The organism is Streptomyces sp. TP-A0356, assembly GCF_001417775.1.
In the GTDB taxonomy this organism is placed as follows: domain Bacteria; phylum Actinomycetota; class Actinomycetes; order Streptomycetales; family Streptomycetaceae; genus Streptomyces.
Map to the genome: position 1 here is coordinate 235,746 of NZ_BBZJ01000013.1, position 24,640 is coordinate 260,385.

Annotated in this window: 24 protein-coding genes; 18 read left to right on the forward strand and 6 right to left on the reverse strand. The window is 70.8% G+C overall.

What is annotated here, in order from left to right:
* The first annotated feature begins 72 nt into the window (after positions 1–72).
* Together ASC56_RS04410 and ASC56_RS04415 are read left to right on the forward strand one after the other, a co-directional pair.
* A complete protein-coding gene (locus ASC56_RS04410; RefSeq protein ID WP_055490165.1) occupies positions 73–543 on the forward strand; it encodes a GNAT family N-acetyltransferase in 471 nt (156 codons plus the stop codon).
* Between the two features lie 19 nt (positions 544–562).
* Complete coding sequence (locus ASC56_RS04415) at positions 563–1,381, forward strand: serine hydrolase (RefSeq protein ID WP_055489851.1); 819 nt, start codon at positions 563–565, stop codon at positions 1,379–1,381.
* On the opposite strand, the gene ASC56_RS04420 is transcribed toward ASC56_RS04415, so the two are convergent.
* Entirely contained in the window at positions 1,378–2,031 is a 654-nt protein-coding gene (locus ASC56_RS04420; RefSeq protein ID WP_107309177.1) for a pirin family protein, read from the reverse strand. The genes ASC56_RS04415 and ASC56_RS04420 overlap by 4 nt on opposite strands.
* Before the next feature lie 83 nt (positions 2,032–2,114).
* Between ASC56_RS04420 and ASC56_RS04425 the strand changes: the two genes are divergently transcribed.
* From ASC56_RS04425 to fabF, 5 genes are all read left to right on the forward strand, one after another.
* A complete protein-coding gene (locus ASC56_RS04425) occupies positions 2,115–3,320 on the forward strand; it encodes a CdaR family transcriptional regulator (protein WP_055489853.1) in 1,206 nt (401 codons plus the stop codon).
* Positions 3,321–3,409: 89 nt separating this feature from the next.
* Positions 3,410–4,324, forward strand: coding sequence for an ACP S-malonyltransferase (locus ASC56_RS04430; protein ID WP_055489854.1), 915 nt, complete (start codon positions 3,410–3,412; stop codon positions 4,322–4,324).
* 16 nt (positions 4,325–4,340) lie between these two features.
* Positions 4,341–5,372, forward strand: a complete 1,032-nt coding sequence (locus ASC56_RS04435; RefSeq protein WP_055489855.1) for a ketoacyl-ACP synthase III — start codon at positions 4,341–4,343, stop codon at positions 5,370–5,372.
* A gap of 102 nt (positions 5,373–5,474) precedes the next feature.
* Complete coding sequence (locus tag ASC56_RS04440) at positions 5,475–5,723, forward strand: acyl carrier protein (protein ID WP_030545387.1); 249 nt, start codon at positions 5,475–5,477, stop codon at positions 5,721–5,723.
* 120 nt (positions 5,724–5,843) lie between these two features.
* Positions 5,844–7,115: a beta-ketoacyl-ACP synthase II gene (gene fabF, locus ASC56_RS04445; RefSeq protein WP_055489856.1), complete on the forward strand. Its 1,272-nt coding sequence runs from the start codon at positions 5,844–5,846 to the stop codon at positions 7,113–7,115.
* Between the two features lie 70 nt (positions 7,116–7,185).
* Here fabF and ASC56_RS04450 read toward each other — a convergent pair whose 3' ends face one another.
* On the reverse strand, positions 7,186–7,680 hold the full coding sequence (locus tag ASC56_RS04450) for a DUF3145 domain-containing protein (RefSeq protein ID WP_055489857.1): 495 nt from the start codon (positions 7,678–7,680) through the stop codon (positions 7,186–7,188).
* Positions 7,681–7,919: 239 nt separating this feature from the next.
* Between ASC56_RS04450 and ASC56_RS04455 the strand changes: the two genes are divergently transcribed.
* The 3 genes from ASC56_RS04455 (at position 7,920) to ASC56_RS04465 (ending at position 11,372) form a co-directional block, all read left to right on the forward strand.
* Positions 7,920–8,822 carry an SGNH/GDSL hydrolase family protein gene (locus ASC56_RS04455; RefSeq protein ID WP_055489858.1) on the forward strand — a complete coding sequence of 301 codons (903 nt, stop codon included), beginning with the start codon at positions 7,920–7,922 and terminating at the stop codon, positions 8,820–8,822.
* A gap of 10 nt (positions 8,823–8,832) precedes the next feature.
* Positions 8,833–9,804, forward strand: a complete 972-nt coding sequence (locus ASC56_RS04460; RefSeq protein ID WP_055489859.1) for an aldose epimerase family protein — start codon at positions 8,833–8,835, stop codon at positions 9,802–9,804.
* Positions 9,805–10,109: 305 nt separating this feature from the next.
* Positions 10,110–11,372 (forward strand): hypothetical protein, encoded by a 1,263-nt coding sequence (locus tag ASC56_RS04465; protein WP_055489860.1) that lies wholly within the window; start codon positions 10,110–10,112, stop codon positions 11,370–11,372.
* Here the strand turns inward: ASC56_RS04465 and ASC56_RS04470 are convergent.
* From ASC56_RS04470 to ASC56_RS04480, 3 genes are all read right to left on the reverse strand, one after another.
* Positions 11,359–12,150, reverse strand: coding sequence for an EI24 domain-containing protein (locus ASC56_RS04470; RefSeq protein WP_055489861.1), 792 nt, complete (start codon positions 12,148–12,150; stop codon positions 11,359–11,361). The two genes, ASC56_RS04465 and ASC56_RS04470, sit on opposite strands and share 14 nt — an antisense overlap.
* Positions 12,151–12,184: 34 nt before the next feature.
* On the reverse strand, positions 12,185–13,048 hold the full coding sequence (locus ASC56_RS04475) for a hypothetical protein (RefSeq protein WP_055489862.1): 864 nt from the start codon (positions 13,046–13,048) through the stop codon (positions 12,185–12,187).
* Between the two features lie 230 nt (positions 13,049–13,278).
* A complete protein-coding gene (locus ASC56_RS04480; RefSeq protein ID WP_055489863.1) occupies positions 13,279–14,301 on the reverse strand; it encodes an NADP-dependent oxidoreductase in 1,023 nt (340 codons plus the stop codon).
* Positions 14,302–14,401: 100 nt separating this feature from the next.
* On the opposite strand from ASC56_RS04480, the gene ASC56_RS04485 reads away from it, so the two are divergent.
* Positions 14,402–14,836, forward strand: coding sequence for a MarR family winged helix-turn-helix transcriptional regulator (locus ASC56_RS04485; protein ID WP_055489864.1), 435 nt, complete (start codon positions 14,402–14,404; stop codon positions 14,834–14,836).
* Positions 14,837–14,969: 133 nt separating this feature from the next.
* Here the strand turns inward: ASC56_RS04485 and ASC56_RS41065 are convergent, their stop codons facing one another.
* Entirely contained in the window at positions 14,970–15,761 is a 792-nt protein-coding gene (locus ASC56_RS41065; RefSeq protein ID WP_055489865.1) for a hypothetical protein, read from the reverse strand.
* Between the two features lie 288 nt (positions 15,762–16,049).
* Between ASC56_RS41065 and ASC56_RS04495 the strand changes: the two genes are divergently transcribed.
* The 7 genes from ASC56_RS04495 (at position 16,050) to ASC56_RS04525 (ending at position 24,594) form a co-directional block, all read left to right on the forward strand.
* Positions 16,050–17,207, forward strand: coding sequence for a mandelate racemase/muconate lactonizing enzyme family protein (locus ASC56_RS04495; RefSeq protein WP_055489866.1), 1,158 nt, complete (start codon positions 16,050–16,052; stop codon positions 17,205–17,207).
* Between the two features lie 31 nt (positions 17,208–17,238).
* Positions 17,239–18,243 carry a zinc-binding dehydrogenase gene (locus tag ASC56_RS04500; protein ID WP_055489867.1) on the forward strand — a complete coding sequence of 335 codons (1,005 nt, stop codon included), beginning with the start codon at positions 17,239–17,241 and terminating at the stop codon, positions 18,241–18,243.
* Between the two features lie 123 nt (positions 18,244–18,366).
* Positions 18,367–19,332, forward strand: coding sequence for a hypothetical protein (locus ASC56_RS04505; RefSeq protein ID WP_055489868.1), 966 nt, complete (start codon positions 18,367–18,369; stop codon positions 19,330–19,332).
* A gap of 49 nt (positions 19,333–19,381) precedes the next feature.
* Complete coding sequence (chvE, locus tag ASC56_RS04510) at positions 19,382–20,488, forward strand: multiple monosaccharide ABC transporter substrate-binding protein (protein ID WP_055489869.1); 1,107 nt, start codon at positions 19,382–19,384, stop codon at positions 20,486–20,488.
* A gap of 42 nt (positions 20,489–20,530) precedes the next feature.
* On the forward strand, positions 20,531–22,090 hold the full coding sequence (mmsA, locus tag ASC56_RS04515; RefSeq protein ID WP_055489870.1) for a multiple monosaccharide ABC transporter ATP-binding protein: 1,560 nt from the start codon (positions 20,531–20,533) through the stop codon (positions 22,088–22,090).
* Positions 22,087–23,331, forward strand: a complete 1,245-nt coding sequence (mmsB, locus tag ASC56_RS04520; RefSeq protein WP_055489871.1) for a multiple monosaccharide ABC transporter permease — start codon at positions 22,087–22,089, stop codon at positions 23,329–23,331. Before mmsA ends, mmsB begins: the two co-directional genes overlap by 4 nt.
* 84 nt (positions 23,332–23,415) lie before the next feature.
* Positions 23,416–24,594 (forward strand): aldose epimerase family protein, encoded by a 1,179-nt coding sequence (locus ASC56_RS04525; RefSeq protein WP_055489872.1) that lies wholly within the window; start codon positions 23,416–23,418, stop codon positions 24,592–24,594.
* The last annotated feature ends 46 nt before the right edge of the window (positions 24,595–24,640 follow it).

The following is a 24,640-nucleotide window of genomic DNA, read 5'->3' on the forward strand; positions in this document are numbered from 1 at the left end:
GAGTGCACTCCAAGCAAGCGGAATCAGGTGAAAATACCGGGCCGCGCACAGAAGGGCCCTAGCATGCGCGCCATGAGTCTCGTACGCCGGGCGGTGCCCGAGGACGCGGAAGAAGTGCTGCGACTGCGCCAGGTGATGCTCGATTCCGTCTTCTCCGCGAGCTCCGGCACGCAGTGGCACGCGGAGTCCCTGCCGACGGTACGCCGTCGGCTCGCCGATCCGGACGGCGACTTCGCGGCCTTCGTGATCGACCATCCCGAGCGGCCGGCGGCGCTGGCGGCGCTGGTGGCCGGGACGATCGAGTACCGGATCGGCAGGACGGGCAATCCGCACGGGAGGGTGGGGCACGTCTTCAGCGTCGCCACCGACCCCGACGCGCGCCGCCGCGGCTACGCCCGCGCCTGTATGGAGACGCTGCTGGACTGGTTCCGCGAGCAGGACGTCCGGCAGGTCGACCTGAACGCGTCGGCGCAGGCCGAGCCGCTGTACGCGTCGCTGGGCTTCGTCCGCAAGCCCGACCCCTCGATGCGCCTGCAGCTGTGAGCCGCATAGGCTCGTACACATGTCCCTGCAGAGCCTGGCGCTGATCGAGAACTGGCCCGTCCCCACCGCCGCCGCGTCGGTCGTCCGCGCGGACGGCACCGTGCTGGGCAGCCACGGTCCGGTGGACCAGCGCTTCCCGCTGGCCTCGGTCACCAAGCCGCTCGCCGCGTATGCCGTGCTCGTCGCCTACGAGGAGGGCGCGATCGAGCTGGACGAGCCCGCCGGGCCATCCGGCTCCACGGTCCGTCACCTCCTCGCGCACACCTCGGGGCTGGCCTTCGACGAGCACCGGGTGATGGCGGCGCCAGGTGAGCGGCGGCTGTACTCGAACGCCGGGTTCGAGGTGCTCGGCGACCACGTGGCGAAGGCGACCGACATCCCGTTCGCCGAGTACGCGCGCCAGGCGGTCCTCGAACCGCTCGGCATGACCGCCACGAGCCTGGAGGGCTCCCCCGCCAAGGACGGCGTCTCGACGGTCTCGGACCTCGTGCGGTTCGCCGCGGAGGTGCAGGCCCCGCGGCTGCTGGATCCGCGGACGGTGGCCGAGGCCATGACCGTGCAGTTCCCGGGCACGAAGGGCGTGCTGCCCGGCTACGGGCACCAGAGCCCCAACGACTGGGGGCTCGGCTTCGAGATCCGCGGCGCCAAGTCGCCGCACTGGACCGGGGGTTCCTCCTCGCCCAGGACCTTCGGCCACTTCGGGCAGTCGGGTACGTTCCTGTGGCTCGACCCCGACGCGGGGGCGGCCTGTGTGGCACTGACGGACCGGGCGTTCGGGCCGTGGGCGATCGAGGCGTGGCCGCTGTTCACCGACGCGGTGCTGGCGGAGTTGCCCTAGGCGGCCATCTCCCACATCAACAGCTCCGCCCCTGTCACCGCCACCGCCTCGATGTCCTTCGCGTCCGTGATCCGCGCCGCGTCCCCCGGCCCCAACTCCTCGCCGTCCAGCCGCGCTTCGCCGCGCACCACATGGACGTAGACGTACGGCGCGTCCGGCACCGCCGTGCGCTCCCCCGGCGCCAGACGGCGCACGTGGAGCATCGCGCCCGCCTCCGGCACCGCGTACGGCGTGGAGTCCGCGATGCCGTGGACCACCTCGTACCCGGGGTCGCCGCCCGGGCGCAGGGGGGCCAGCCACATCTGGACGAAGACCAGCGGCACGTCGGCGTCGTTGCGCTCCACGTGGCGCACGCCGCCGGCCGCGCTCAGGCGCTGGACGTCGCCGGGGCGGACCACCGACGTGTGGCCCGTGGAGTCGCGATGGGTCAGCTCGCCCTCCACCACCCATGTGACGATCTCGGTATGGCTGTGCGGATGCTCGTCGAAGCCGACCCCGGGTGCGAGCCGCTCCTCGTTGCAGGCGATCACCGCGCCGAAGCGGAGGTTGTCCGGGTCGTAGTGCGGGCCGAAGCTGAGGGCGTGCAGGGACTCGATCCCGGCGGCCGGGTCCCCTCCGCGGTAGCGCTCGCCGGCGCTCCGTACGTCCATCACGCCCCCACCGTAACCCCGCGTCCGTCCCCCTCCGGGACCCGCGGCGCACGGTCCCGGCCCGATAAGGCAGTCTTGTCCCCGTGCCCGAACCCGAAGCCAGCAACACCGAACACGCAGCGCACTCCCTCCATCCGCACTCCGCGACCCTGAAGCGGCTGGAGAAGTCGTCCGGGAGTCTCGCCGCGCAGGCCATCGCGCGCATGGACGAGACGCTGCCGTGGTACCGGGCGATGCCACCGGAGAACCGGTCCTGGATCGGGCTGGTGGCCCAGGCGGGCATCGCCGCGTTCACGGAGTGGTTCCGGCACCCGGACGCGCCCCAGGCCATCTCCACCGATGTGTTCGGTACGGCCCCCCGGGAGCTGACCCGGGCCATCACCCTGCGCCAGACCGTGGAGATGGTGCGGACGACCATCGAGGTCATGGAATCCGCCATCGACGAGGTGGCCGCTCCCGGCGACGAGTCCGTACTGCGCGAGGCACTCCTCGTCTACGCCCGTGAGATCGCCTTCGCCACCGCCCAGGTCTACGCCCAGGCCGCCGAGGCGCGGGGCGCCTGGGACGCCCGGCTGGAGTCGCTCGTCGTCAACGCCGTGCTGAGCGGGGAGGCCGACGAGGGGGCCGTCAGCCGGGCCGCCGCACTCGGCTGGAACTCACCCGAACATGTGTGTGTGGTGCTGGGTACGGCGCCCGACGGTGACAGCGAGTTGACGGTCGAGGCCATCCGGCGGGCCGCCCGGCACGCCAAGCTCCAGGTCCTCACGGGCGTGCTCGGGGACCGGCTCGTCGTGATCGCCGGGGGCAGCGACAACCCGCTCGCCGTCGCCAGGTCCCTCATCGGGCCGTTCGCCGCCGGACCCGTCGTCGCCGGTCCGATCGTGCCCGATCTGCTCGCCGGGACCCGCTCCGCGCAGGCCGCCGCCGCGGGCCTCAAGGCGTGTTCTGCCTGGCAGGACGCACCGCGGCCGGTGCTGGCCGACGATCTGCTCCCGGAGCGCGCGATCGCCGGTGATCCGGGCGCACGCGAGCAGTTGGTGGAGGAGATCTACAGACCGCTGGAGGAGGCGGGCTCGGCACTCCTGGAGACCCTGAGCGTGTATCTGGAGCAGGCGTCCAGTCTCGAAGGGGCGGCCCGGATGCTCTTCGTTCACCCGAACACCGTGCGCTACCGGCTCCGACGTGTGACTGACGTCACCGGTTGGTCGCCGTCTGATGTACGCTCCGCGTTCACGTTGCGGATCGCCCTGATCCTGGGGCGGCTGACCGAGGGCGATCCCCAGACCTAGTCTTTTGTCGGGGGCCCACAAAACCCCCTGCTGTTCTTCGTCCCTGTCCCCACGGGCGGCGTCGGCCGTCCCCAAGAGAGAGTGTGAGAGTGCTCGTACTCGTCGCTCCCGGCCAGGGCGCCCAGACGCCCGGCTTCCTGACCCCCTGGCTCGATCTCCCCGGTGCCGCCGACCGCATCGCCGCCTGGTCGGACGCCATCGGGCTCGACCTCGCCCACTACGGCACGCAGGCCGACGCCGACGCCATCCGGGACACCGCCGTGGCCCAGCCGTTGCTGGTCGCCGCCGGACTGCTGTCCGCCGCGGCACTCGGTGACATCGTCCCCGGCGCGGTCGCCGGTCACAGCGTCGGTGAGATCACCGCCGCGGCGTTCGCGGGGGTCCTCGACGACACGGCAGCGCTGACGCTCGTCCGCCGACGGGGCGTGGCCATGGCCGACGCCGCCGCCATCACGCCCACGGGCATGTCGGCCCTGCTCGGTGGCGACCCGGAGACGACGATCCCGCACCTGGAGAAGCTGGGCCTGACCCCGGCGAACGTGAACGGCGCCGGGCAGATCGTGGCCGCCGGCACCCTGGAGCAGCTCGCCGATCTGGAGGGGAACAAGCCCGAGGGCGTGCGCCGCGTGGTCGCGCTGAAGGTGGCCGGGGCGTTCCACACCCATCACATGGCTCCCGCGGTCGACACCCTCGCACAGGCCGCCGAGGCGCTGACGCCCTCCGACCCGAGGGTCACCTACGTCTCGAACAAGGACGGGCAGGCCGTCACCACCGGCCCCGAGGTGCTGCAGCGCCTGGTCGGCCAGGTCGCGAACCCGGTCCGCTGGGACCTGTGCATGGAGACCTTCGAGAAGCTGGGCGCGACCGCGCTGATCGAGGTGTGCCCCGGCGGCACCCTGACCGGCATCGCCAAGCGTGCGCTGCCGGGTGTCGCGACCCTGGCACTGAAGACCCCCGACGACCTCGACGCGGCTCGCGACCTCATCGCCGAGCACAGCGCCTGATTAGGAGCCCGAGAGCATGTCGAAGATCAAGGCACGGAAGGGCGCTCCGTACGCGCGGATCCTCGGCGTCGGCGGCTACCGCCCGGTCCGGGTGGTTCCCAACGACGTGATCCTGGAAAAGATCGACTCCTCCGACGAGTGGATCCGCTCCCGCTCCGGCATCGAGACCCGGCACTGGGCGAACGACGAGGAGACCGTCGCCGCGATGTCGATCGAGGCGGCCGGCAAGGCGATCGCCGACGCGGGGATCACCGCGGAGCAGATCGGCGCGGTCGTCGTCTCCACCGTCTCGCACTTCAGCCAGACCCCGGCCATCGCCACCGAGATCGCCGACAAGCTCGGTACGAACAAGGCCGCGGCCTTCGACATCTCGGCCGGCTGCGCGGGCTTCGGCTACGGCCTCACGCTCGCCAAGGGCATGATCGTCGAGGGCTCGGCGGAGTATGTGCTCGTCATCGGCGTGGAGCGCCTGTCCGACCTGACCGACCTGGAGGACCGGGCCACCGCCTTCCTGTTCGGCGACGGCGCGGGCGCCGTCGTGGTGGGCCCCTCCGAGGAGCCGCACATCGGCCCCACCGTGTGGGGCTCGGAGGGCGACAAGTCCGAGACCATCAAGCAGACCGTGCCGTGGAACGAATTCCGGCTCGGCGATGTCTCCAACCTCCCGCTCGACAGCGAGGGCAACGTCAAGTTCCCCGCGATCACGCAGGAGGGCCAAGCGGTGTTCCGCTGGGCCGTGTTCGAGATGGCGAAGGTCGCCCAGCAGGCGCTGGACGCGGCCGGGATCACCGCGAACGACCTGGACGTCTTCATCCCGCACCAGGCGAACGTGCGGATCATCGACTCGATGGTGAAGACTCTCAAGCTGCCGGAACACGTCACGGTCGCCCGGGACGTGCGTACCACCGGCAACACCTCGGCCGCCTCGATCCCGCTCGCGATGGAGCGGCTCCTGGCGACCGGCGAGGCGAAGAGCGGCGACACCGCGCTCGTCATCGGCTTCGGGGCGGGTCTCGTGTACGCCGCGTCGGTCGTTACTCTCCCCTAGGCACTCCGTGCCGGATCATGCGTCCGGCACGGGCACCGCAGACACCTGCCGCTGACGCGGCGGGCGCCACACCCTCTGGATATCTACGAAGGAGCGCCTGACATGGCCGCCACTCAGGAAGAGATCGTCGCCGGTCTCGCGGAGATCGTGAACGAGATCGCCGGGATCCCCACCGAGGACGTCCAGCTGGACAAGTCCTTCACCGACGACCTGGACGTCGACTCGCTGTCCATGGTCGAGGTGGTCGTCGCCGCCGAGGAGCGCTTCGACGTCAAGATCCCGGACGACGACGTCAAGAACCTCAAGACCGTCGGTGACGCCGCCGACTACATCCTCAAGCACCAGGCCTGATCGACCGATCACCTGGGCAGACAGCCCGACGCCGGGCCCTGGGCCCGGTCGTGGGGCCGTTGCCCCGCCACCCGGCGGTGGCGCCGCTTAATCCTCGTATCCGTTGGAGAAAGAATTCCCGTGAGCTCGACCAATCGCACCGTGGTCGTCACCGGTATCGGCGCAACCACACCGCTGGGTGGCGACGCGGCCTCTACCTGGGAGGGCCTGATCGCCGGCAAGTCCGGTGTCCGTGCCCTGGAGCAGGACTGGGCCGCCGAGCAGGCGGTCCGCATCGCGGCGCAGATCGCCGTGGATCCGTCCGAGGTCATCCCCCGGCCGCAGGCCCGCCGTCTGGACCGCTCGGCGCAGTTCGCGCTGATCGCGGCCAAGGAGGCCTGGGCCGACGCCGGTTTCACCGACAAGGCGGGCGAGGACCCGGCCATCGATCCCGACCGGCTGGGCGCGGTCATCGCCTCCGGCATCGGCGGTGTCACGACCCTCCTCGATCAGTACGACGTGCTGAAGGAGAAGGGCGTCCGCCGTGTCTCCCCGCACACCGTGCCGATGCTGATGCCGAACGGCCCGTCCGCCAACGTGGGCCTCGCCGTGGGCGCCCGCGCGGGTGTGCACACCCCGGTCTCCGCCTGCGCGTCGGGCGCCGAGGCCATTGGCTACGCCATCGAGATGATCCGCACCGGCCGCGCCGACGTCGTCGTCGCCGGCGGTACGGAGGCCGCGATCCACCCGCTGCCGATCGCCGCGTTCGGCAACATGATGGCGATGTCCAAGAACAACGACGACCCGCAGGGTGCCTCGCGTCCCTACGACACGGCCCGTGACGGCTTCGTGCTCGGAGAGGGCGCCGGTGTCCTGGTCCTGGAGTCGGCCGAGCACGCCGCCAAGCGCGGCGCCCGCGTCTACGCGGAAGCGGTCGGCCAGGGCATCTCCGCCGACAGCCACGACATCGTGCAGCCGGAGCCGGAGGGCCGCGGCATCTCCCACGCCCTGCAGAACCTGCTCGACAACACCGGTCTGGACCCGGCCGAGGTCGTGCACGTCAACGCGCACGCCACCTCCACGCCGGCCGGTGACGTGGCCGAGCTGAAGGCGCTGCGCAAGGTCTTCGGCGACGACACGGACCACATCGCGGTCTCGGCGACCAAGTCGATGACGGGTCATCTGCTTGGCGGTGCGGGCGGCGTGGAGTCGGTGGCGACCGTGCTCGCGCTGTACCACCGCGTCGCGCCGCCGACGATCAACGTCGAGAACCTCGACCCGGAGGCCGAGGCCAACGCCGACGTCGTCCGTGGCGAGGCCCGCAAACTGCCGGTCGAGGGCCGGATCGCCGCGCTGAACGACTCGTTCGGGTTCGGCGGGCACAACGTGGTGCTGGCGTTCCGCTCGGTCTGACGGCAGCCTCTGTGACACAGGAAGGGCCCCCACCGCTCGGTGGGGGCCCTTCAGCACTCTTGAGGCGCTGTCAGACGACCTGGTGCAGCCACCGCACCGGCGCGCCCTCGCCCGCGTACCGGAACGGTTCCAGCTCGTCGTCCCACGGCTTGCCCAGCAGCTTGGCGAGTTCGGCCTCCAGTTCCGTCTCGCCGCGCTGCGAGCGGACCAGGGCGGCGCGCAGCCGGTCCTCGGGGATCAGGATGTCGCCGTGGATGCCGGTGACCGCGTGGAAGATGCCGAGGTCGGGGGTGCAGCTGTAGCGCTCGCCCTCGGCGGTCGGACACGGTTCCGCGGTGACCTCGAAGCGCAGCAGCTGCCAGCCGCGCAGCGCGGAGGCGAGCTTGGAGGCGGTGCCGGCCTCGCCCTGCCAGGAGAACTCGGATCTCCAGGTGCCGGGTGCGGCGGGCTGCCGGATCCAGTCGAGGTTGACGCGCGTGCCCAGCACGCCCGCGACTGCCCACTCGACGTGCGGGCACAGTGCGCGTGGCGCGGAGTGCACGTACAGGACTCCACGTGTCGTCACCTGAACCTCCGGGCAGACCGCGACATCTTGTAACTTTACGGAACGGGGGTGGCGGGGCGGCCACGGGGCGAGGCTACCGTGCGGCGGCGCAAGGAGTGTGACGTACCGTCGGTCCCGCCGCCCCCAAACGCCCAGGTTTCACCCAAGGGGACGCGGGGCTGACCCAGCGTGTTCGAAGCGCTGCCGAACGACTGCCACACGGACCGACCAGCCGTGTACGACGAACAGGGGATCAGGGGATGCGGAAGCGAAAGCACCGAGCGCGGGCCGCCGTCGCGCTCGCGGCGGCGGCCGTCCTGGGGCTCGCCGGGTGCGACGCCTCCGGTGGCGACGAGGCGGCGCCGCGGGCCACCACCGCGACGTCCCGGCCGTCGCCGAGGCCGACCCCGGTCTGGGACCGCTTCCCCGATTCGATCGCCGCCGTCGGTGACTCCATCACACGCGGCTTCGACGCCTGCACGGTGCTGTCCGACTGCCCCGAGGTGTCATGGGCGACGGGCAGCGACGCCAAGGTCGACAGCCTCGCCGTACGGCTGCTCGGGGTGACCGGGGCCGCTGAGCGTAGCTGGAACTACGCGGTGACCGGGTCCCGGATGTCGGACCTGGCCGGGCAGATCGCGCAGGCCGCGCAGAAGAAGCCGGAGCTGGTGACGGTGATGGCCGGCGCCAACGACGCCTGCCGCTCCTCCGTCTCCGCGATGACCTCGGTCGCCGACTTCCGCTCCCAGTTCCAGGATGCGATGAACACCCTGCGCCAGTCGCTGCCCAGGACGCAGGTGTACGTGTCGAGCGTGCCGAACCTGAAGCGTCTGTGGTCGCAGGGCCGGACCAGCCCGCTCGGCAAGCAGGTGTGGAAGCTCGGCATCTGCCCGTCGATGCTGGGCGACGCGGACCGGCTCGATGCCGCGGCGACGGCGCGGCGTGCCGCCGTGCAGGCCCGGGTGGAGGCGTACAACCAGATCCTGAAGGAGGTGTGCGTCAAGGACCGGCGGTGCCGTACCGACGGCGACGCGGTCTTCGGGTTCCGCTTCGGCACCGAACAGCTGAGCCAATGGGACTGGTTCCACCCGAGCAGGAACGGGCAGGCGCGACTCGCCGAGATCGCCTACCGCGCCATCACGGCGAAGGACCCCGTGACCTAGGGTTTCCCACATGGGCGAACTGTTCGGCACGCTTCCCGACGGCGCACCGGTGTACCGCTGGACGCTGCAGCGGGGCGGGGTGCGGGTGCGCGTTCTGTCGTACGGCGGGATCGTGCAGTCGGCCGAGGTCCCGGACCGGGACGGCCGCCCGGCGGACGTGGTGCTGGGCTTCCCCGGCCTGGACGGCTATCTGCGCCATCCGGAGCCGTACCTGGGAGCGCTGGTCGGGCGGTACGCCAACCGCATCGCGGGCGCCCGCTTCCCGCTCGACGGCCGGATCTATGCGCTCGAACCGAACAACGGGCCGAACTCGCTGCACGGTGGCGCGCGGGGCTTCGACAAGCGGGTGTGGGACGTGGAGCCGGTCGAGCACGGCGTACGGCTGTCCCGGGTGAGCCCGCACGGCGAGGAGGGCTTCCCGGGCCGTCTCGATGTGTCGGTCACGTACACCCTCGACGCGGACGGCGCGCTCGGCATCGCGTACGAGGCGGTCACGGACGCGCCGACCGTGGTGAACCTGACGAACCACTCGTACTGGAACCTGGCCGGCGCGGGGAACGCGGGCGGGCACGAACTGCGGATCGCCGCCTCCCGGTTCACTCCGGTGGACGGCGACCTGATCCCGACCGGGGCGTTCGGCGAGGTGGACGGCACGCGCTTCGACTTCCGGGCGGAGCGGAAGGTCGGTTCCGGCTACGACCACAGCTACGTGCTCGACAAGGGCGTGACCGAGGCCCCGGTCGAGGTCGCGGTGCTGCGCGATCCGGCGTCCGGGCGGGTTCTGACCGTGGCGACGACCGAGCCCGGGATCCAGCTCTACACCGCGGACCACCTCGCCGACCCGTTCGCCCCGGGCGACGGGATCGCCCTGGAGACACAGCGCTTCCCGGACTCCCCGAACCGCCCGGAGTTCCCGAGCACCCAGCTGCGGCCGGGCGAGGTGTACCGCTCGGAGACGATCTACGGCTTCTCGGTGCGCTGACGGGGACGAGCCCCGGTCCGGTCGTCAGGTCCCGGACCGGGGCTGTTCGAGGGGGGAACTCGTCCCGGCTCCGACGTTAATCGTCGCCGTGCCCCGGCGGCCCGCGATCGAGCGGCTCGCCTGGATCCCGTACGAACCCTTCACATACGACCACGCGCCCGTCTTCGCGTCCCGGATGCCGACGGCGCGGCGGCGCCTCCGGGGCCCTCCTGAGCCACGCACCATGGCCCGCGTCCCTTCCGTCACGCCATACTGCCGCCGTCCGGCACCACGCTCCCCACCGCGGCGGAAGGACCTGAACTCCCTTGAATTCCATACGCGTTCGCATAGGCATCCTGGGACTGACCCTGTTGGCGGGGCTCGCGGCCCCGCAGACCGCGACGGCGCGGTCGGCCCCCGTCGTGACCGTCGAGGAGCAGCGGCTCGACCGGGCCGTGCCACAGGAGATCCTGGAGCGCTCCGGATTCGACTCCGTGGCACCGCGGTTCGCCCGCGCGCTGGCGAGGACCGGCTCGTACGACCAGGCCCGGCGTGTCGTCGCCCGGGAGGGGTCCCGGCTGTGGCGACGGGCCGTCGACCGGGCCCAGGGACGGGGGCCTGCGGGCGGCGACCTCAGCCGGGACGACGACCGGCCGCTGTACTGGGCGCGCCTGGGGATGACCCGGCAGCTGCGGGCCTGGGAGCCGGAGTTCGGGCTGTCCGACGCCCAACGGGCGGGGCTGCTGTCCCAGCTGGAGGTGACCTCGCGCGGACAGGACGCCGTCCGCCGTCCCCGCGGCAACGGTGTGAAGCGGATCCTGGTCACCGGGTTCGACCCGTTCACACTGGACCGGGACATACGGATCTCCAACCCGTCGGGGGCCACGGCGCTCGCGCTCGACGGCACCACGATCGAGACGGCGGACGGTCCGGCGCGCATCGAGACCCTCGTCTTCCCGGTGCGCTGGCAGGACTTCGCCGACGGAACCGTCGAGCGCGCGCTGCGGCGACAGCTGCCGCGCGTGGACCTCTTCGCGACGGTGAGCCAGGGACGGGTCGGCCGCTTCGACATCGAGCGGACCAACGGGGCCTGGCGGGGCGGCTACCCCGACAACGACAACATCGGCCGGACCGGGACCATCCCGGTCGGCGACCCGGCCACGCAGCCGCAGTGGACCTCGACGACCCTCCCTCACCGGGCGATCGTGGCCGCGGACACCGGGCGCTTCCCCGTGTACGACCACACGGAGGTGACGGAGATCCCGGCGTCCGGCACCGATCCCGTGGTACGGCCGGACGGACCGACCCCGGGGTCGACGGCCCGGGCCGGGGGCGGCGGCAACTACCTCTCCAACGAGATCGCCTACCGGGCGACCCTGCTGCGGGACCGGCTCGGGCTGCGCGACACGCTGCCGGGAGGGCATGTGCACACGCCCGTCCTGCAGTTCGGGCCCGGGAACACCGATCCGGCGACCGGGGCGATCACCGACCCCCAGTTCGTACGGAACCGGCTGGACATCATCGCGCAGGTGCGGGCGATCGTGACGGTGGCGTTCGGGGCGCGGGCGACGGCCGTCAGGGGTGGCTGACCTGCTCGTGCTCCTCGTACGAGTCCTCGCCGGTCTCCTCCTCCAACAGGTCCCGGGCCAGCAGGGTGGCGCCCGCGACCGCGCCCGGCATCAGGAAGACGGCGACGAAGGGGACCAGGAAGGCCAGGCCGAGGGGCGTGCCGAAGCCCCAGACCAGCAGTTTGCGGGAGCGCAGCAGGGCGAGGCGCTCGCGGAGTTCGACGCCACGGCGCTGCAGGGCCACGGCCGTGAGTTCTTCGGTGAGGAAGAAGCCCGTGACGAAGAAGCCGAGCACCGGGACCACGGTCTGGCCGACGAACGGGAGGAAGCCGAGCGCGAAGAGGAGGACGCCCCAGAGCGTCGCACGGACCAGGACGCGCAGGCCCTCGCGGGCCGAGATCCACAGCTCGCGGTGGAGGGGCAACTGTGACCGGGGGGCCGTGCCGTCCGGGGAGACGTCGCGGTCCACGTCCTCCGAGAGGCTCTCGTAGAAGGGCTGGCCGACGAGGAGTGTGACGGCGGTGAAGGTGAGGACGGCGAGAAGGAGGGCGAGGGCGAAGAGGACGGCGGTCAGGAAGCCGCGGAAGAGGCCGGGCCAGGGGCTCGGCCAGGTGTCGGCGAAGGGGGTGGCCCAGGTGACGAGATCCGCGCCCCACAGGGCGAGGGCCATGAGCGCCGCGGCGTACAGGACGAGGGTGATCAACCCCGGGAGCAGCCCGAAGCGGTACTGCTTGCCGTGCCGGGCCACCCATCGCTGGCCCTTGAGCAGATGACCGAATCCCGCCCCGAGATCACGCATGGGGAAAACTTTACGGTGCCGCTGCGCCGCACCGTCACGCCGGTGTCACGGCCACCACGACCCCCTGGTCCGCCGCCGGGCTGACCGCCGCCGACACCCGTACCGCCGTCGCTCGCGCGAGGCGGCCCGCCCGGGACGCGGAGGCCAGGAGCAGGGGCTGGATCTGCTCCAGGGTCGCCACCAGGATCTCCTCGCCCGCCAGCAGCACCGGCCGGGCCGCCTGCGTCGTGGCCGCCGCCGCTTCCGTGAGGTCGGCCAGGGGCGGCAGGGCCGCCCGGGCCACCGTCGCTCCCGCTGCCGCCGCACGTTCCACAAGGCCCACCTGGAGCGGCATCAGGGGCGCCAGCGCCGCCGTCAACGCGTCGGCGATACGCCCGAGTTCGGGCGCCGAGTCCCGCAGCACCTCCGCCGCGGCCCGGATCAGCGGCGTCAGGGCGAGGAGCGTGCCCGCCACCAGCCCCGCCGCCGTGGGCAGCAACGGCGAGGTGGCCTCCACCAGCTCCCCCAGGACCGCCGCGACCTCCTCCACCGCCGGTTCCACCGCGTCGAGCACCGGCAGCAGACCGTCGCCGAGCGCGGCCAGCAGCGCCTGGGCGGGTTCGCTCACCGGGTGCACCGCCAGCGGTGCACCGGTCGTGCCGAGGCGGGTCAGCGTGTCGACGATCCGGTAGAACGCCTCCTGCGCCTGCGGTGACGCGCTCGCCTCCGCCAGGTCCGCCGTGGTCTGCCGCAGTACGCGCAGCGCCTCGGCGCCGGACCCGTCCCGCGGGTCGAGCGTGTTGACGGCGATCCTCGTGATGTTCCCTGCCGTGTCCAGGAGTTGGCCGGCGATCTCGGTGGTGCTGCGCGCCATGCGCACCATGTCGTCCCTGCTGGGGAGCGACGGTATCGGGGACATGGAGCCCTCCTCGCCTCGCACGAAGCGTCACAGGGCCTCGAACGGGCCGAGGCAGCCGCCTCCAGCATGCCCTCTCCGGCCCACGGTGGACGGGCCGTTCACCCATCCGTCACCGCGAGGCCATGTCGGCGACCGCCGCTCACGGCGACGCCGAAGGCCGCACCCCACGTCCAAGGATGCGGCCTCCGTCGTACGCAACGACGCACGTCAGGCGTGCGTCACGGTGATGTTCAGAGCTTGACGACCATCTTCCCCACGTTGTCGCCGCGCAGGACCCCGAAGAACGCCTCCAGGTTGTTCTCGATGCCCTCGACGACGGTCTCGCGGTACTTCAGCTCGCCGGAGCGGACCCAGGCGCCGACCTCCTCGACGAACTGCGGCTGCAGGTCGTAGTGGTCACCGACCAGGAAGCCCTCGATACGGCCACGGGTCTGGATGAGCCGGGCGAGGTTCCTGGGACCCGGGGCGGGCTCGGTGTTGTTGTAGATCGAGATCATGCCGCAGACGGCGATGCGGCCACGCTCGTTGAGGGAGCCGATGGCGGCCTCCAGGTGGTCGCCGCCGACGTTGTCGAAGTACACGTCGACGCCGTCCGGGGCGGCCTCGCGCAGCTGCTGGGCGACGGGGCCGTTCTTGTAGTTGAAGGCCGCGTCGAAGCCGTACTCCTCGACCAGGAGCTTGACCTTCTCGTCGGAGCCCGCGGAGCCGATCACCCGCGAGGCACCCTTCAGCTTGGCGATCTGCCCGACCTGGCTGCCGACGGCCCCCGCGGCGCCCGACACGAAGACGGAGTCGCCCTCCTTGAAGGCGGCGGTGCGCAGCAGACCGGCGTAGGCGGTGAGCCCGGTCATGCCCAGGACGCCCAGGTACGCGGACAGGGGCGCGGCGTCCGGGTCGACCTTGACGGCGTGCCTGGCGTCCACGACCGCGTACTCGCGCCAGCCGAGGAAGTGCAGGACGTGGTCGCCGGGCTCGATCCCCTCGGCGTTGGAGACGACGACCTCGCCGACGGCGCCGCCCTGCATCGGCTTGTTCAGCTCGAAGGGGGCGACGTACGACTTGGCGGCGCTCATCCGGCCGCGCATGTAGGGGTCGACGGAGACGTACTCGTTCCGCACGAGCACCTGGCCCTCACCCGGCTGCGGGACCTCCGCCTCGACGAGGGCGAAGTCCTCGGGCTTGGGCCAGCCCACCGGGCGGCTGAGCAGGTGCCACTCGCGGCTGACGGCGGGAAGAGTGGGGGTGTCGGTCATGGCGCCTTCCTCACGTGCTGCTGCGCAAATACTTCAGTACCTGAAACAACCATGCTCCTGAATATTTCAGGATGTCAAGTAAACGGGTAGTCTGGATCCCATGGCCACGCAGAACACGCCCCGCATGGACCCCCTGACCCTGGAGGTCGTAGAGCTCATCGGCACGGTCGTGGCCCGTTACCACGAGGAGTACGAGGAGGCCGCGGCCGAGCACACGCTGACCGGCGCGCAGGCACGGCTGCTGAGTCTGCTGTCACTGGAGCCGCTGCCCATGCGGCGGCTGGCGCAGAAGCTGAAGTGCGAGCCGTCCAACGTCACCGGGATCGTGGACCGGCTGGAGGCGCGGGGCCTGGTGGAACGCCGCCCGGACCCGGCGGACCGCCGGGTGAAGCTGGCGGCGGCGACGGAGGAGGGCCGCCGGGTGGCCCGCGGCCTGCGGGACTCCCTGAACTTCGCCCGCGAGCCCCTGGCGGGGCTGTCCGACGACGAACGGCTGTCCCTGCGGGATCTGCTGCGCCGGATGCTGGAGGCGTGACCCCGTCGGCGCCGCTCGCCACCCCGGGCTCCACCCGATCCCCCATCGGCCGGGACGGCCTTGCCGCCAAGCTCCCCCACTCTCGGCCGCGCTCATGCGGGGACCCCGTGACGGGCCGCCACCTCGCGGAGCGCTACGTGCACCACCACAGGAAGCGATTGCACGTTTTCGTCGGCGACGGGGCCGGGGGCCGGGCCGTGTGCGTCGGCGCGGGATTCGCGCTCGGTGCCGTGGTGGCCGTCTCCGTCGGGGCCGGTGCCGGGGGCGCGGGAGCCTCCGTCGCGGTCGCCGACTGCGTGGGCCCGGCCTTCTTCTTGCCGGGCTTCTTGTCCTTCGCGGACTTGGACGCCGACGGAGAGGCGGAGGCCGAGGCCGACACACGGGTCGCGCCGGTGACACCCCCGCTCCCGGCGCCACCGGTCGTCCCGGCCGTCGCCCCGGCGGAGGCCGACCCGTCCGCCGTCGCACCCCCGGCGCTCGCCGCCTTCGGCGCGGATCCCGGCGCCTCGATGCCCAGTTCGGCCAGACTCAGCGCACCCGCCGCCAGCAACAGCCCGGTCCCCGCGAACAGCACCCGCCGCCGGCGCCTGCGGTGCGCGGCCGCCTTGCGGTCGCGACGCGCGGCCCGCGTCCCGGGCCCGCCGTCACGGTCGGCGGACGCCCCGCGTCCGTTCGCGCGTCGCCGGCTCTGCGCCCGCCCCGGCCGTACGGGCTCGTCCGCGTACGACGACTCCTCCACATCGGGTGCGCCGGATGCGCCGGATGCGCCGGGACCCGGGGAGACCTCGGAATCCCCGAAGCCGTCATCGACGGTGCGCACGTCGCTCTGGTCGGCGTACGCGCGCGGTTCTTCGACCGGTGTGCCGCACCCCGGGCAGGCGAGGGCGCCGTTGAGGTGCCTTCGGCACGGGTGGCAGTAGTCCATGACGCGGGAAGACTAAGTTCCTGATCGGTCACGTTCCTAGGCACTGCTGTGAAGGTTGTGTGGGGAAGCGGCCGTTCCGGTGCGGCGAGTCGAGTGCTGCTCACCAAGGGTTCACCGCCACCCCCGAAACGGTGTCGAAACCTTTGCCGAAACCGTTGTGCGTTCGACCCATTGACACTCCCGCCGCGCCATCCTTACTGTCACGCCAGCATTTCGAACGTGTGACGAAATTTCGAACACATCGCCTGAGCCGACGAAGCACCGACGAAGCAGCAAGGGGCAACTGCCGTGCGCATCACCGGAATCAGCACACACGTGGTCGGGACGCCGTGGCGCAACCTGACGTACGTCCAGGTGCACACCGACGAGGGCATCACCGGAGTCGGCGAGACCCGGATGCTGGGCCACACCGACGCGCTGATCGGCTATCTGCGGGAGGCAGAGGCCAACCACATTCTCGGCAGCGATCCGTTCGCCGTGGAAGACCTCGTACGCCGGATGAAGTACGGCGACTACGGGCGCGCCGGAGAGATCGTCATGTCGGGGGTCGCGGTCGTCGAGATGGCCTGCTGGGACATCAAGGGCAAGGCCCTCGGCGTCCCCGTCTGGCAGCTCCTCGGCGGCAGGGTCACCGACAGGGTCAAGGCGTACGCCAACGGGTGGTACACCACCGAGCGGACCCCGGAGGCGTACCACAAGGCCGCCCAGGAGGTCATCGCCCGCGGCTACAAGGCCCTGAAGATCGACCCGTTCGGCACCGGTCACTTCGAGCTCGACCACGAGCAGACCCTGTACTCGGTCTCCCTCATCGAAGCCGTGCGCGACGCCATCGGGCCCGAGGCCGAGCTGATGCTGGAGATGCACGGCCGCTTCTCCCCCGCCACCGCCGTGCGCCTCGCGCGGGAGCTCGCGCCGTTCAAGCCGGCCTGGCTGGAGGAGCCGGTGCCGCCGGAGAACCTCAAGGCGCTGGAGAAGGTCGCCGCGAAGGTCGACCTCCCGGTCGCCACCGGCGAGCGCATCCACGACCGCATCGAGTTCCGTGAGCTCTTCGAGAGCCAGGCCGTGGACATCATCCAGCCGGACGTCGGCCACATCGGCGGCATCTGGGAGACCCGGAAGCTGGCCGCCACCGCCGAGACCCACTACATGCTGGTCGCGCCGCACAACGTGGGCGGGTCCGTCCTCACCGCCGCCTCCCTCCAGGTCGGTTTCACCTCCCCGAACTTCAAGATCCTGGAGCACTTCAACGACTTCGCGGACGCGGAGATCAAGAAGGTGGTCAAGGGCGCGCCGGAGGTCGTCGACGGCTACTTCCACCTCTCCGACGCGCCGGGCCTCGGCGTCGAGCTGGACACCGACGCGGCGGCCGAGTTCCCACAGCAGCAGGCCCGGTTCGACCTGTGGGCCGAGGGCTGGGAGCAGCGCAAGCCGAAAGGGACGAAGTGAGCACCCGGCGGCGCGGCCCGAAGGAGACGTGGTGAGCACGGCGGTCGTCATCGAGGCGCCGGGCGCGCACCGTCTGGTCCCCCGCGAAGCCGTGGCGCCGGGCCCCGGCGAGGCGCTCGTGCGGGTCCACGCCGTGGGCATCTGCGGCAGCGACCGCGAGGTCTACCAGGGCAACCGGCCCGAGGGCTATGTGCGCTACCCGCTCACCCCCGGCCACGAGTGGTCCGGCACGGTGCAGGCGGTGGGCGCCGGGGTCCCCGAGGCGCTCGTCGGCCGCAAGGCCGTCGGCGAGGGCTTCCGCAACTGCCAGGTCTGCGACCGCTGTCACGCGGGCGAGACGACCCTGTGCACCTCGGGGTACGAGGAGACGGGCTTCACCCAGCCGGGCGCGATGGCCACCACCCTCACGCTCCCGGCCCGGCTGCTGCACGTCCTGGCGGACGACGCCGACCTGACGGCGGCGGCCCTCCTGGAGCCCGCCGCCTGTGTCGCGGCGGCCGTGCTCAAGGGGAACGCGCGGCCCGGCGAGCGGGTCGCGGTCGTCGGCACCGGCACACTCGGCATGTTCGCCGTGCAGTTCCTGAAGGCCCTCTCCCCGGCCGAACTGCTGGTGGTCGGCACCCGCACCGACCGCGAGGCGCTGTCCCGGCGGTTCGGCGCCACCGGCTTCCGTACCAAGGACCAGGATCTGCCCGCCGACTTCGACGTCGTCATCGAGACCGCCGGGTCCGCGTCCGCCGCGCGCACCGCCGCCTCCCTGCTCAGGCGCGGCGGACGCCTCGTCCTCACCGGCATCCCGGCACCGGGCGCGGACGGCCTCGACCCCACCGATCTGGTCGTGCGGCAGCTGGAGGTGCACACCGTGTTCGGGGCGCCGCCGGACGCCTGGGCGCACACGGTGCGGGTCTTCGGCGCCGGGCTGCTCGATCCGCTGCCGCTGGTCACGCACGAGCTGCCACTCGCCGAGTTCCCGCAGGCCATCGAGCTGGTGGGGGCCGGGGATCCAAAGGTCGGAAAGGTTCTGCTGCGGCCGTGACACCCCCTCGAACCGTACGCCGGTACGGAGTTGCCTGACGAGCTCCGTGCCGGCGTACCACCAAGCCCTTCCACACCCTGAGCCGCGAACCTTGTCCGAAATACCGAACGTGAAGGACGCCTTGTGACCGACTCCGCTACGGCGGCCCGCAGGCCCGGTGAGCAGGCGCTCGCCGCGCTCGGCCTGGGCACGCCCGCCCTCTCCCCCGCCGACGCCTCGCCGCACACCTTCCCCGGAGGCGGCCGCTGGCGCACCGAGATCCCCTCGTGCGAGGGACCGGAGGCGCTGGCAGTGGTCCTCAAGGAGTCCTCCCGGCTCGACGTGCCGATCCATCGGATCAGCCAGGGCAGCGGCGTATGGATGCTGACCGACGCCGAGATCACCGAGATGGTCGAGGCCACCGCCGCGCGGGACATCGAGCTGTGCCTGTTCACCGGCCCGCGCGGCACCTGGGACATCGGCGGCTCCGTACGCTCCGACTCGCGCGGCGCCGGTCTCAGGGCGCGGGGCCACGACGCCGTCGCGGGCTGCGTCGAGGACGCCCTGCGGGCCACGGAACTGGGCGTCAAGTGCCTGCTGGTGGCCGACGAGGGTGTGCTGTGGACGCTGCACCGGGCGCGCGAGGCAGGCATCGTCCCGGCCGACACCACGCTCAAGGTGTCCGCACTGATCGGGCCCGTCAACCCGGCCTCGTACGCCGTCTACGAGCACCTGGGCGCCGACTCGCTCAATGTGCCCAGTGATCTGACGCTGGATCACCTCACCGAGATCCGGCGGGTCTCCGCCGCCCCCATGGACATGTACATCGAGGCCCCCGACGACCTCGGCGGGTACGTGCGGATGTACGAGGTCGCCGAGCTGATCCGGCGCGGCGCACCGCTGTATCTGAAGTTCGGCCTGTCCAAGGCACCCGGCATCTACCCCTACGGCGCGCACCTGCGGGACGTGACCCTGGACACCGCCCGGGAGCGGGTGCGGCGCGGCCGGCTCGCTCTCGACCTGCTCGCCCGGCACGGAGCGGACGGCGACATGGCGCCGCTCGGCTCCCGGCTGCCCGGCCCTCTCCACCGCTTCCCCACCGGCGCCTGAACCGCCGACCGCACCCTCTCAACGCCGAGAAGAACAAGGACTGATCACCATGCGCACTCGTAGAGCCGCTCTCGCCGCGACAGCCGCAACCGCCTCCCTCGCGCTCACCCTGACCGCCTGCGGTCAGAACAGCTCGGGCGGCAGCAAGGAGGACAAGGGCGCCGCCAAGGGCGGCACCATCGGCATCGCGATGCCGACCAAGTCCTCCGAGCGCTGGATCTCCGACGGCAAGAACGTGGTCAAGGACCTGGAGGCCAAGGGCTACAAGACCAAGCTGGTCTACGGCGAGGACAACCCGGACACCCAGGTCTCGCAGATCGAGAACCTGATCACCCAGGGCGTCAAGGGCCTGATCATCGCGGCCATCGACAACAAGTCCCTGAACAACGTGCTCCAGCAGGCCGCCGACGCCAACATCCCGGTCATCTCCTACGACCGGCTGATCCTCGGCACCAAGAACGTCGACTACTACGCCTCCTTCGACAACACGAAGGTCGGCGAGCTCCAGGCCAACTACATCGTCGACAAGCTCGGCCTGAAGAACGGCAAGGGGCCGTTCAACGTCGAGCTGTTCGCCGGCTCCAACGACGACAACAACACCAAGTACTTCTTCAACGGCGCGATGAGCGTCCTGAAGCCGTACATGGACAGCAAGAAGCTGGTCGTCAAGTCCGGCCAGACCGCGCTCAACCAGGTCACCACCCTGCGCTGGGACGGCGCCACCGCGCAGCGGCGCATGGACGACGTCCTCACGTCCGCGTACAAGAGCGCCAAGGTCGACGCGGTCCTGTCGCCGTACGACGGCATCTCCATCGGCGTGCTGTCCTCGCTGAAGTCGGACGGTTACGGCTCCGGCAGCAAGCCGCTGCCGGTCATCACCGGCCAGGACGCCGAGCTCGCCTCGGTGAAGTCGATCATCGCCGGTCAGCAGACGCAGACCGTCTACAAGGACCTCCGCAAGCTCGCCGAGGTCGCCGCGACCATGATCGACGACGTGCTCAACAAGAAGACGCCGCAGGTCAACGACACCAAGACCTACGACAACGGCACGAAGGTCGTCCCCGCCTACCTGCTGCAGCCGGTGAGCGTCGACAAGTCCAACTACGAGGACGTGCTGGTCAAGGGCGGCTACTACACCGACGCCCAGCTCAAGTAACCGCCGCATCCCACCGACCGCAACCGACTGGAAGGCACGACCATGGCGGGACCCGTCCTGGAAATGCGCTCGATCGTCAAGACCTTTCCCGGTGTCAAAGCGCTGTCGGACGTCACGCTGACGGTTCGCCAGGGCGAGGTCCACGCCATCTGCGGGGAGAACGGCGCCGGGAAGTCCACCTTGATGAAGGTGCTCTCCGGCGTCCATCCGCACGGCACCTACGAGGGTGAGATCCTCTTCGACGGAGAGGTCTGCCACTTCAAGGACATCCGGGCGAGCGAGCACCACGGCATCGTCATCATCCACCAGGAGCTGGCGCTGGTGCCGTACCTCTCCATCGCGGAGAACATCTTCCTCGGCAACGAGCACGCCACGCGCGGCTTCATCAACTGGAACGACACCCTCAGGCACGCCACCGAGCTGCTCGGCCGCGTCGGCCTGGACGAGCACCCGGAGACCCGGGTCGCCGACATCGGCGTGGGCAAGCAGCAGCTCGTGGAGATCGCGAAGGCGCTGTCGAAGTCGGTGAAGCTGCTCATCCTCGACGAGCCGACGGCGGCCCTGAACGACGAGGACAGCGGCAAACTCCTCGATCTCATCCTGGAGCTGAAGAACCAGGGCATCACCTCGATCATCATCTCCCACAAGCTGAACGAGATCCGCCGGGTCGCCGACTCGGTGACGATCCTGCGCGACGGGCGCACCATCGAGACGCTCGACGTGAAGGCGCCGGAGACGACCGAGGAGCGGATCATCGCCGGCATGGTCGGCCGTGACCTCGACCACCGCTTCCCCGAGCGCACCCCGCACGAGGCCGAGGCGGACGCGGCTCCGGCGCTGGAGATCCGCAACTGGACCGTGCACCACCCGATCGACCAGCAGCGCAAGGTCGTCGACGACGTCTCGATCCAGGTCCGGCGCGGGGAGATCGTCGGTATCGCGGGGCTGATGGGCGCCGGCCGCACCGAGCTGGCGATGAGTGTCTTCGGGCGCACCTACGGCCGCTACGCGGGCGGCACGGTACTGAAGGACGGCAGGGAGATCCGTACGAAGACCGTCGCGGAGGCGGTCGAACACGGCATCGCGTACGTCACGGAGGACCGCAAGCACTACGGCCTCAACCTCATCGACACCATCAACCGCAACATCTCGCTGACCGCCCTGAAGAAGGTCGCGAGGCGGGGCGTGGTCGACGAGCACGAGGAGCGGCAGGTCGCCGAGGGCTATCGGAAGTCGATGAACATCAAGGCGCCGACCGTCTTCGAGCCGGTGGGCAAGCTGTCGGGCGGCAACCAGCAGAAGGTCGTCCTCAGCAAGTGGATCTTCGCGGGTCCGGACGTGCTGATCCTCGACGAGCCGACCCGCGGTATCGACGTGGGCGCCAAGTACGAGATCTACACGGTCATCGACCAGCTGGCCGCGCAGGGCAAGGCGGTCGTCTTCATCTCCTCCGAGCTGCCCGAGCTGCTCGGCATGTGCGACCGCATCTACACCATGGCCGCGGGGCGGCTGACCGGCGAGGTTCCGCGGGCCGAGGCCACGCAGGAAGTGCTGATGCGCCGGATGACGAAGGACACACAGGACAAAGAGGTAACCCGATGAGCACGGATGTGACCGCCAGGACCCCGGCCCCCGCGCCGCCGGGCGGAAGCGGGTCGGCCGCGGGCGAGGGCCTGCTCCGGCTGATGGTGAACGGCCTGCGCCGCAACATGCGGCAGTACGGCATGCTGATCGCGCTCGGCCTGATCGTGATCCTCTTCGAGGTGTGGACCGGCGGGGACCTGCTGCTGCCGCGCAACGTCTCCAACCTGGTGCTGCAGAACAGCTACATCCTGATCCTCGCGATCGGCATGATGCTGGTGATCATCGCGGGCCACATCGACCTGTCGGTCGGCTCGCTGACGGCGTTCGTGGGCGCCTTCGCGGCCGTGCTGACGGTCAGCCACCACGTGGCGTGGCCCATCGCCCTGGTGGTGTGCCTGCTGGTGGGCGCTGTGGCGGGCTCGGTGCAGGGGTTCCTGATCGCGTATCTCGGCATACCGTCGTTCATCGTCACCCTCGCCGGGATGCTGCTCTTCCGCGGACTGACGGAGATCCTGCTCAAGGGGCAGACCCTCGGCCCGTTCCCGGACGGGCTGCAGAAGATGGGCAACGGCTTCCTGCCCGAGGTCGGCCCGACCACCAACTACCACAACCTCACGCTGCTCCTCGGCCTCGTGCTGATCGCCGCAGTGGTGTGGCAGGAGGTACGGGACCGGCGCCGGCAGCAGGAGTTCGCGCTCACGGTGCTGCCCGGGCGGCTGTTCGCGCTGAAGCTCGTCGCCCTGGTCTGCGCGATCATCGTCCTCACCATGCTGCTCGCCAGCTACAAGGGCGCGCCGATCGTCCTCATCATCCTCGGCGCTCTGGTGGTCGGCTACGGCTACGTCATGCGCAACGCCGTCTTCGGCCGCCACATCTACGCGATCGGCGGCAATCTGCCCGCGGCCAAGCTGTCCGGCGTCAAGGACAAGAGGGTCACCTTCCAGGTCTTCCTGAACATGGGCGTGCTCGCGGCCCTGGCGGGTCTGGTGGTCGCCGCCCGCCTGAACGCGGCCTCGCCGAAGGCGGGCGTGAACTTCGAACTCGAGGCGATCGCCTCGTCGTTCATCGGTGGCGCGTCCATGAGCGGCGGTGTCGGCACCATCCTCGGCGCCATCATCGGCGGTCTCGTCCTCGGCGTGCTGAACAACGGCATGAACCTCCTCAGCGTCGGCACCGACTGGCAGCAGGTCATCAAGGGCCTGGCCCTGCTGGTGGCGGTCGGCTTCGACGTGTGGAACAAGCGCAAGTCCGGTTCGTGAGTCAGCTCGGGCCCCGCCACGAAGGCGGGGCCCGACCTTCATCACCGAAGAACCCGAAGAACCCGAAGAAGGGGAGAGCCGCAGATGGATATGAGCAGACGCACGGTCATCGCGGGGGCAGCGGCCGCGGGCCTCGCCGCCGCCACCGTCGGCACCGCCGGCCCGGCCCAGGCCGCGGACGGCACCTCGGGCAGCGCTGCGGGGAGCAGGAGGCCCGTGAAGGAACTCTTCGGCAAGCTCGCCGACGGCACCAGGGTCCACCGCTGGTCCCTGGAGAACGGCGGCACCCGCCTGAAGGTCCTCTCCTACGGCGGAATCGTCCAGTCCCTGGAGATCCCCGACCGGCACGGCCGCCACCGGAACGTCTCGCTGGGCTTCGACAACCTCGACGCCTACGTCGCCAAGAGCCCGTACTTCGGCGCGCTCATCGGCCGCTACGGAAACCGCATCGCCAAGGGGCGGTTCACCCTCGACGGCAAGAGCCACCAGCTCTCCGTCAACGACGGCGTGAACAGCCTGCACGGCGGTGCGAAGGGCTTCGACAAGCACGTGTGGGACGTCGAGCCCTTCACCCAGGGCTCCGAGGTCGGCCTGCACCTGCACTACACGAGCGTCGACGGAGAGATGGGCTACCCGGGCACGCTCACGGCGAAGGTGACCTACACCCTCACCCGCCACGGAGACTGGCGCATCGACTACGAGGCCGGCACCGACAAGGCCACCGTCGTCAACCTCACCAGCCACGTCTACTGGAACCTCACCGGCGAGGGCAGCGGCACGATCGAGGACCACGAGCTCACGATCGCCGCCTCCCGGTACACGCCCACCGACTCGGGCCTGATCCCCACCGGTGAGCTGGCGAAGGTCGCCGGCACGCCCTTCGACTTCCGTCACGCCAAGGCGATCGGCCGGGACATCCGGGCGGGCCACCCGCAGCAGGTGCAGGCCAAGGGCTACGACCACAACTGGGCCCTCGACAAGGGCATCACCCGCAGGCCGGAGCACGTCGCGACCTTGCACGACCCGTCCTCCGGCCGCACCCTGAAGATCGCCACCGACCAGCCGGGGCTGCAGTTCTACTCGGGCAACTTCCTCGACGGCACCCTGACCGGCACCGGCGGCCACACCTACCGCCAGGGCGACGCCCTCTGCCTGGAGACCCAGCACTTCCCGGACTCGCCCAACCACGCGAACTTCCCGTCGACCGTGCTGCGGCCCGGACAGACCTACCGGACGACGACGATCCACTCGTTCAGCGCCTGAGGCACCGCCGGAGCGGCGGGCTCCGGAAGTCACAAAGCCTTCACAC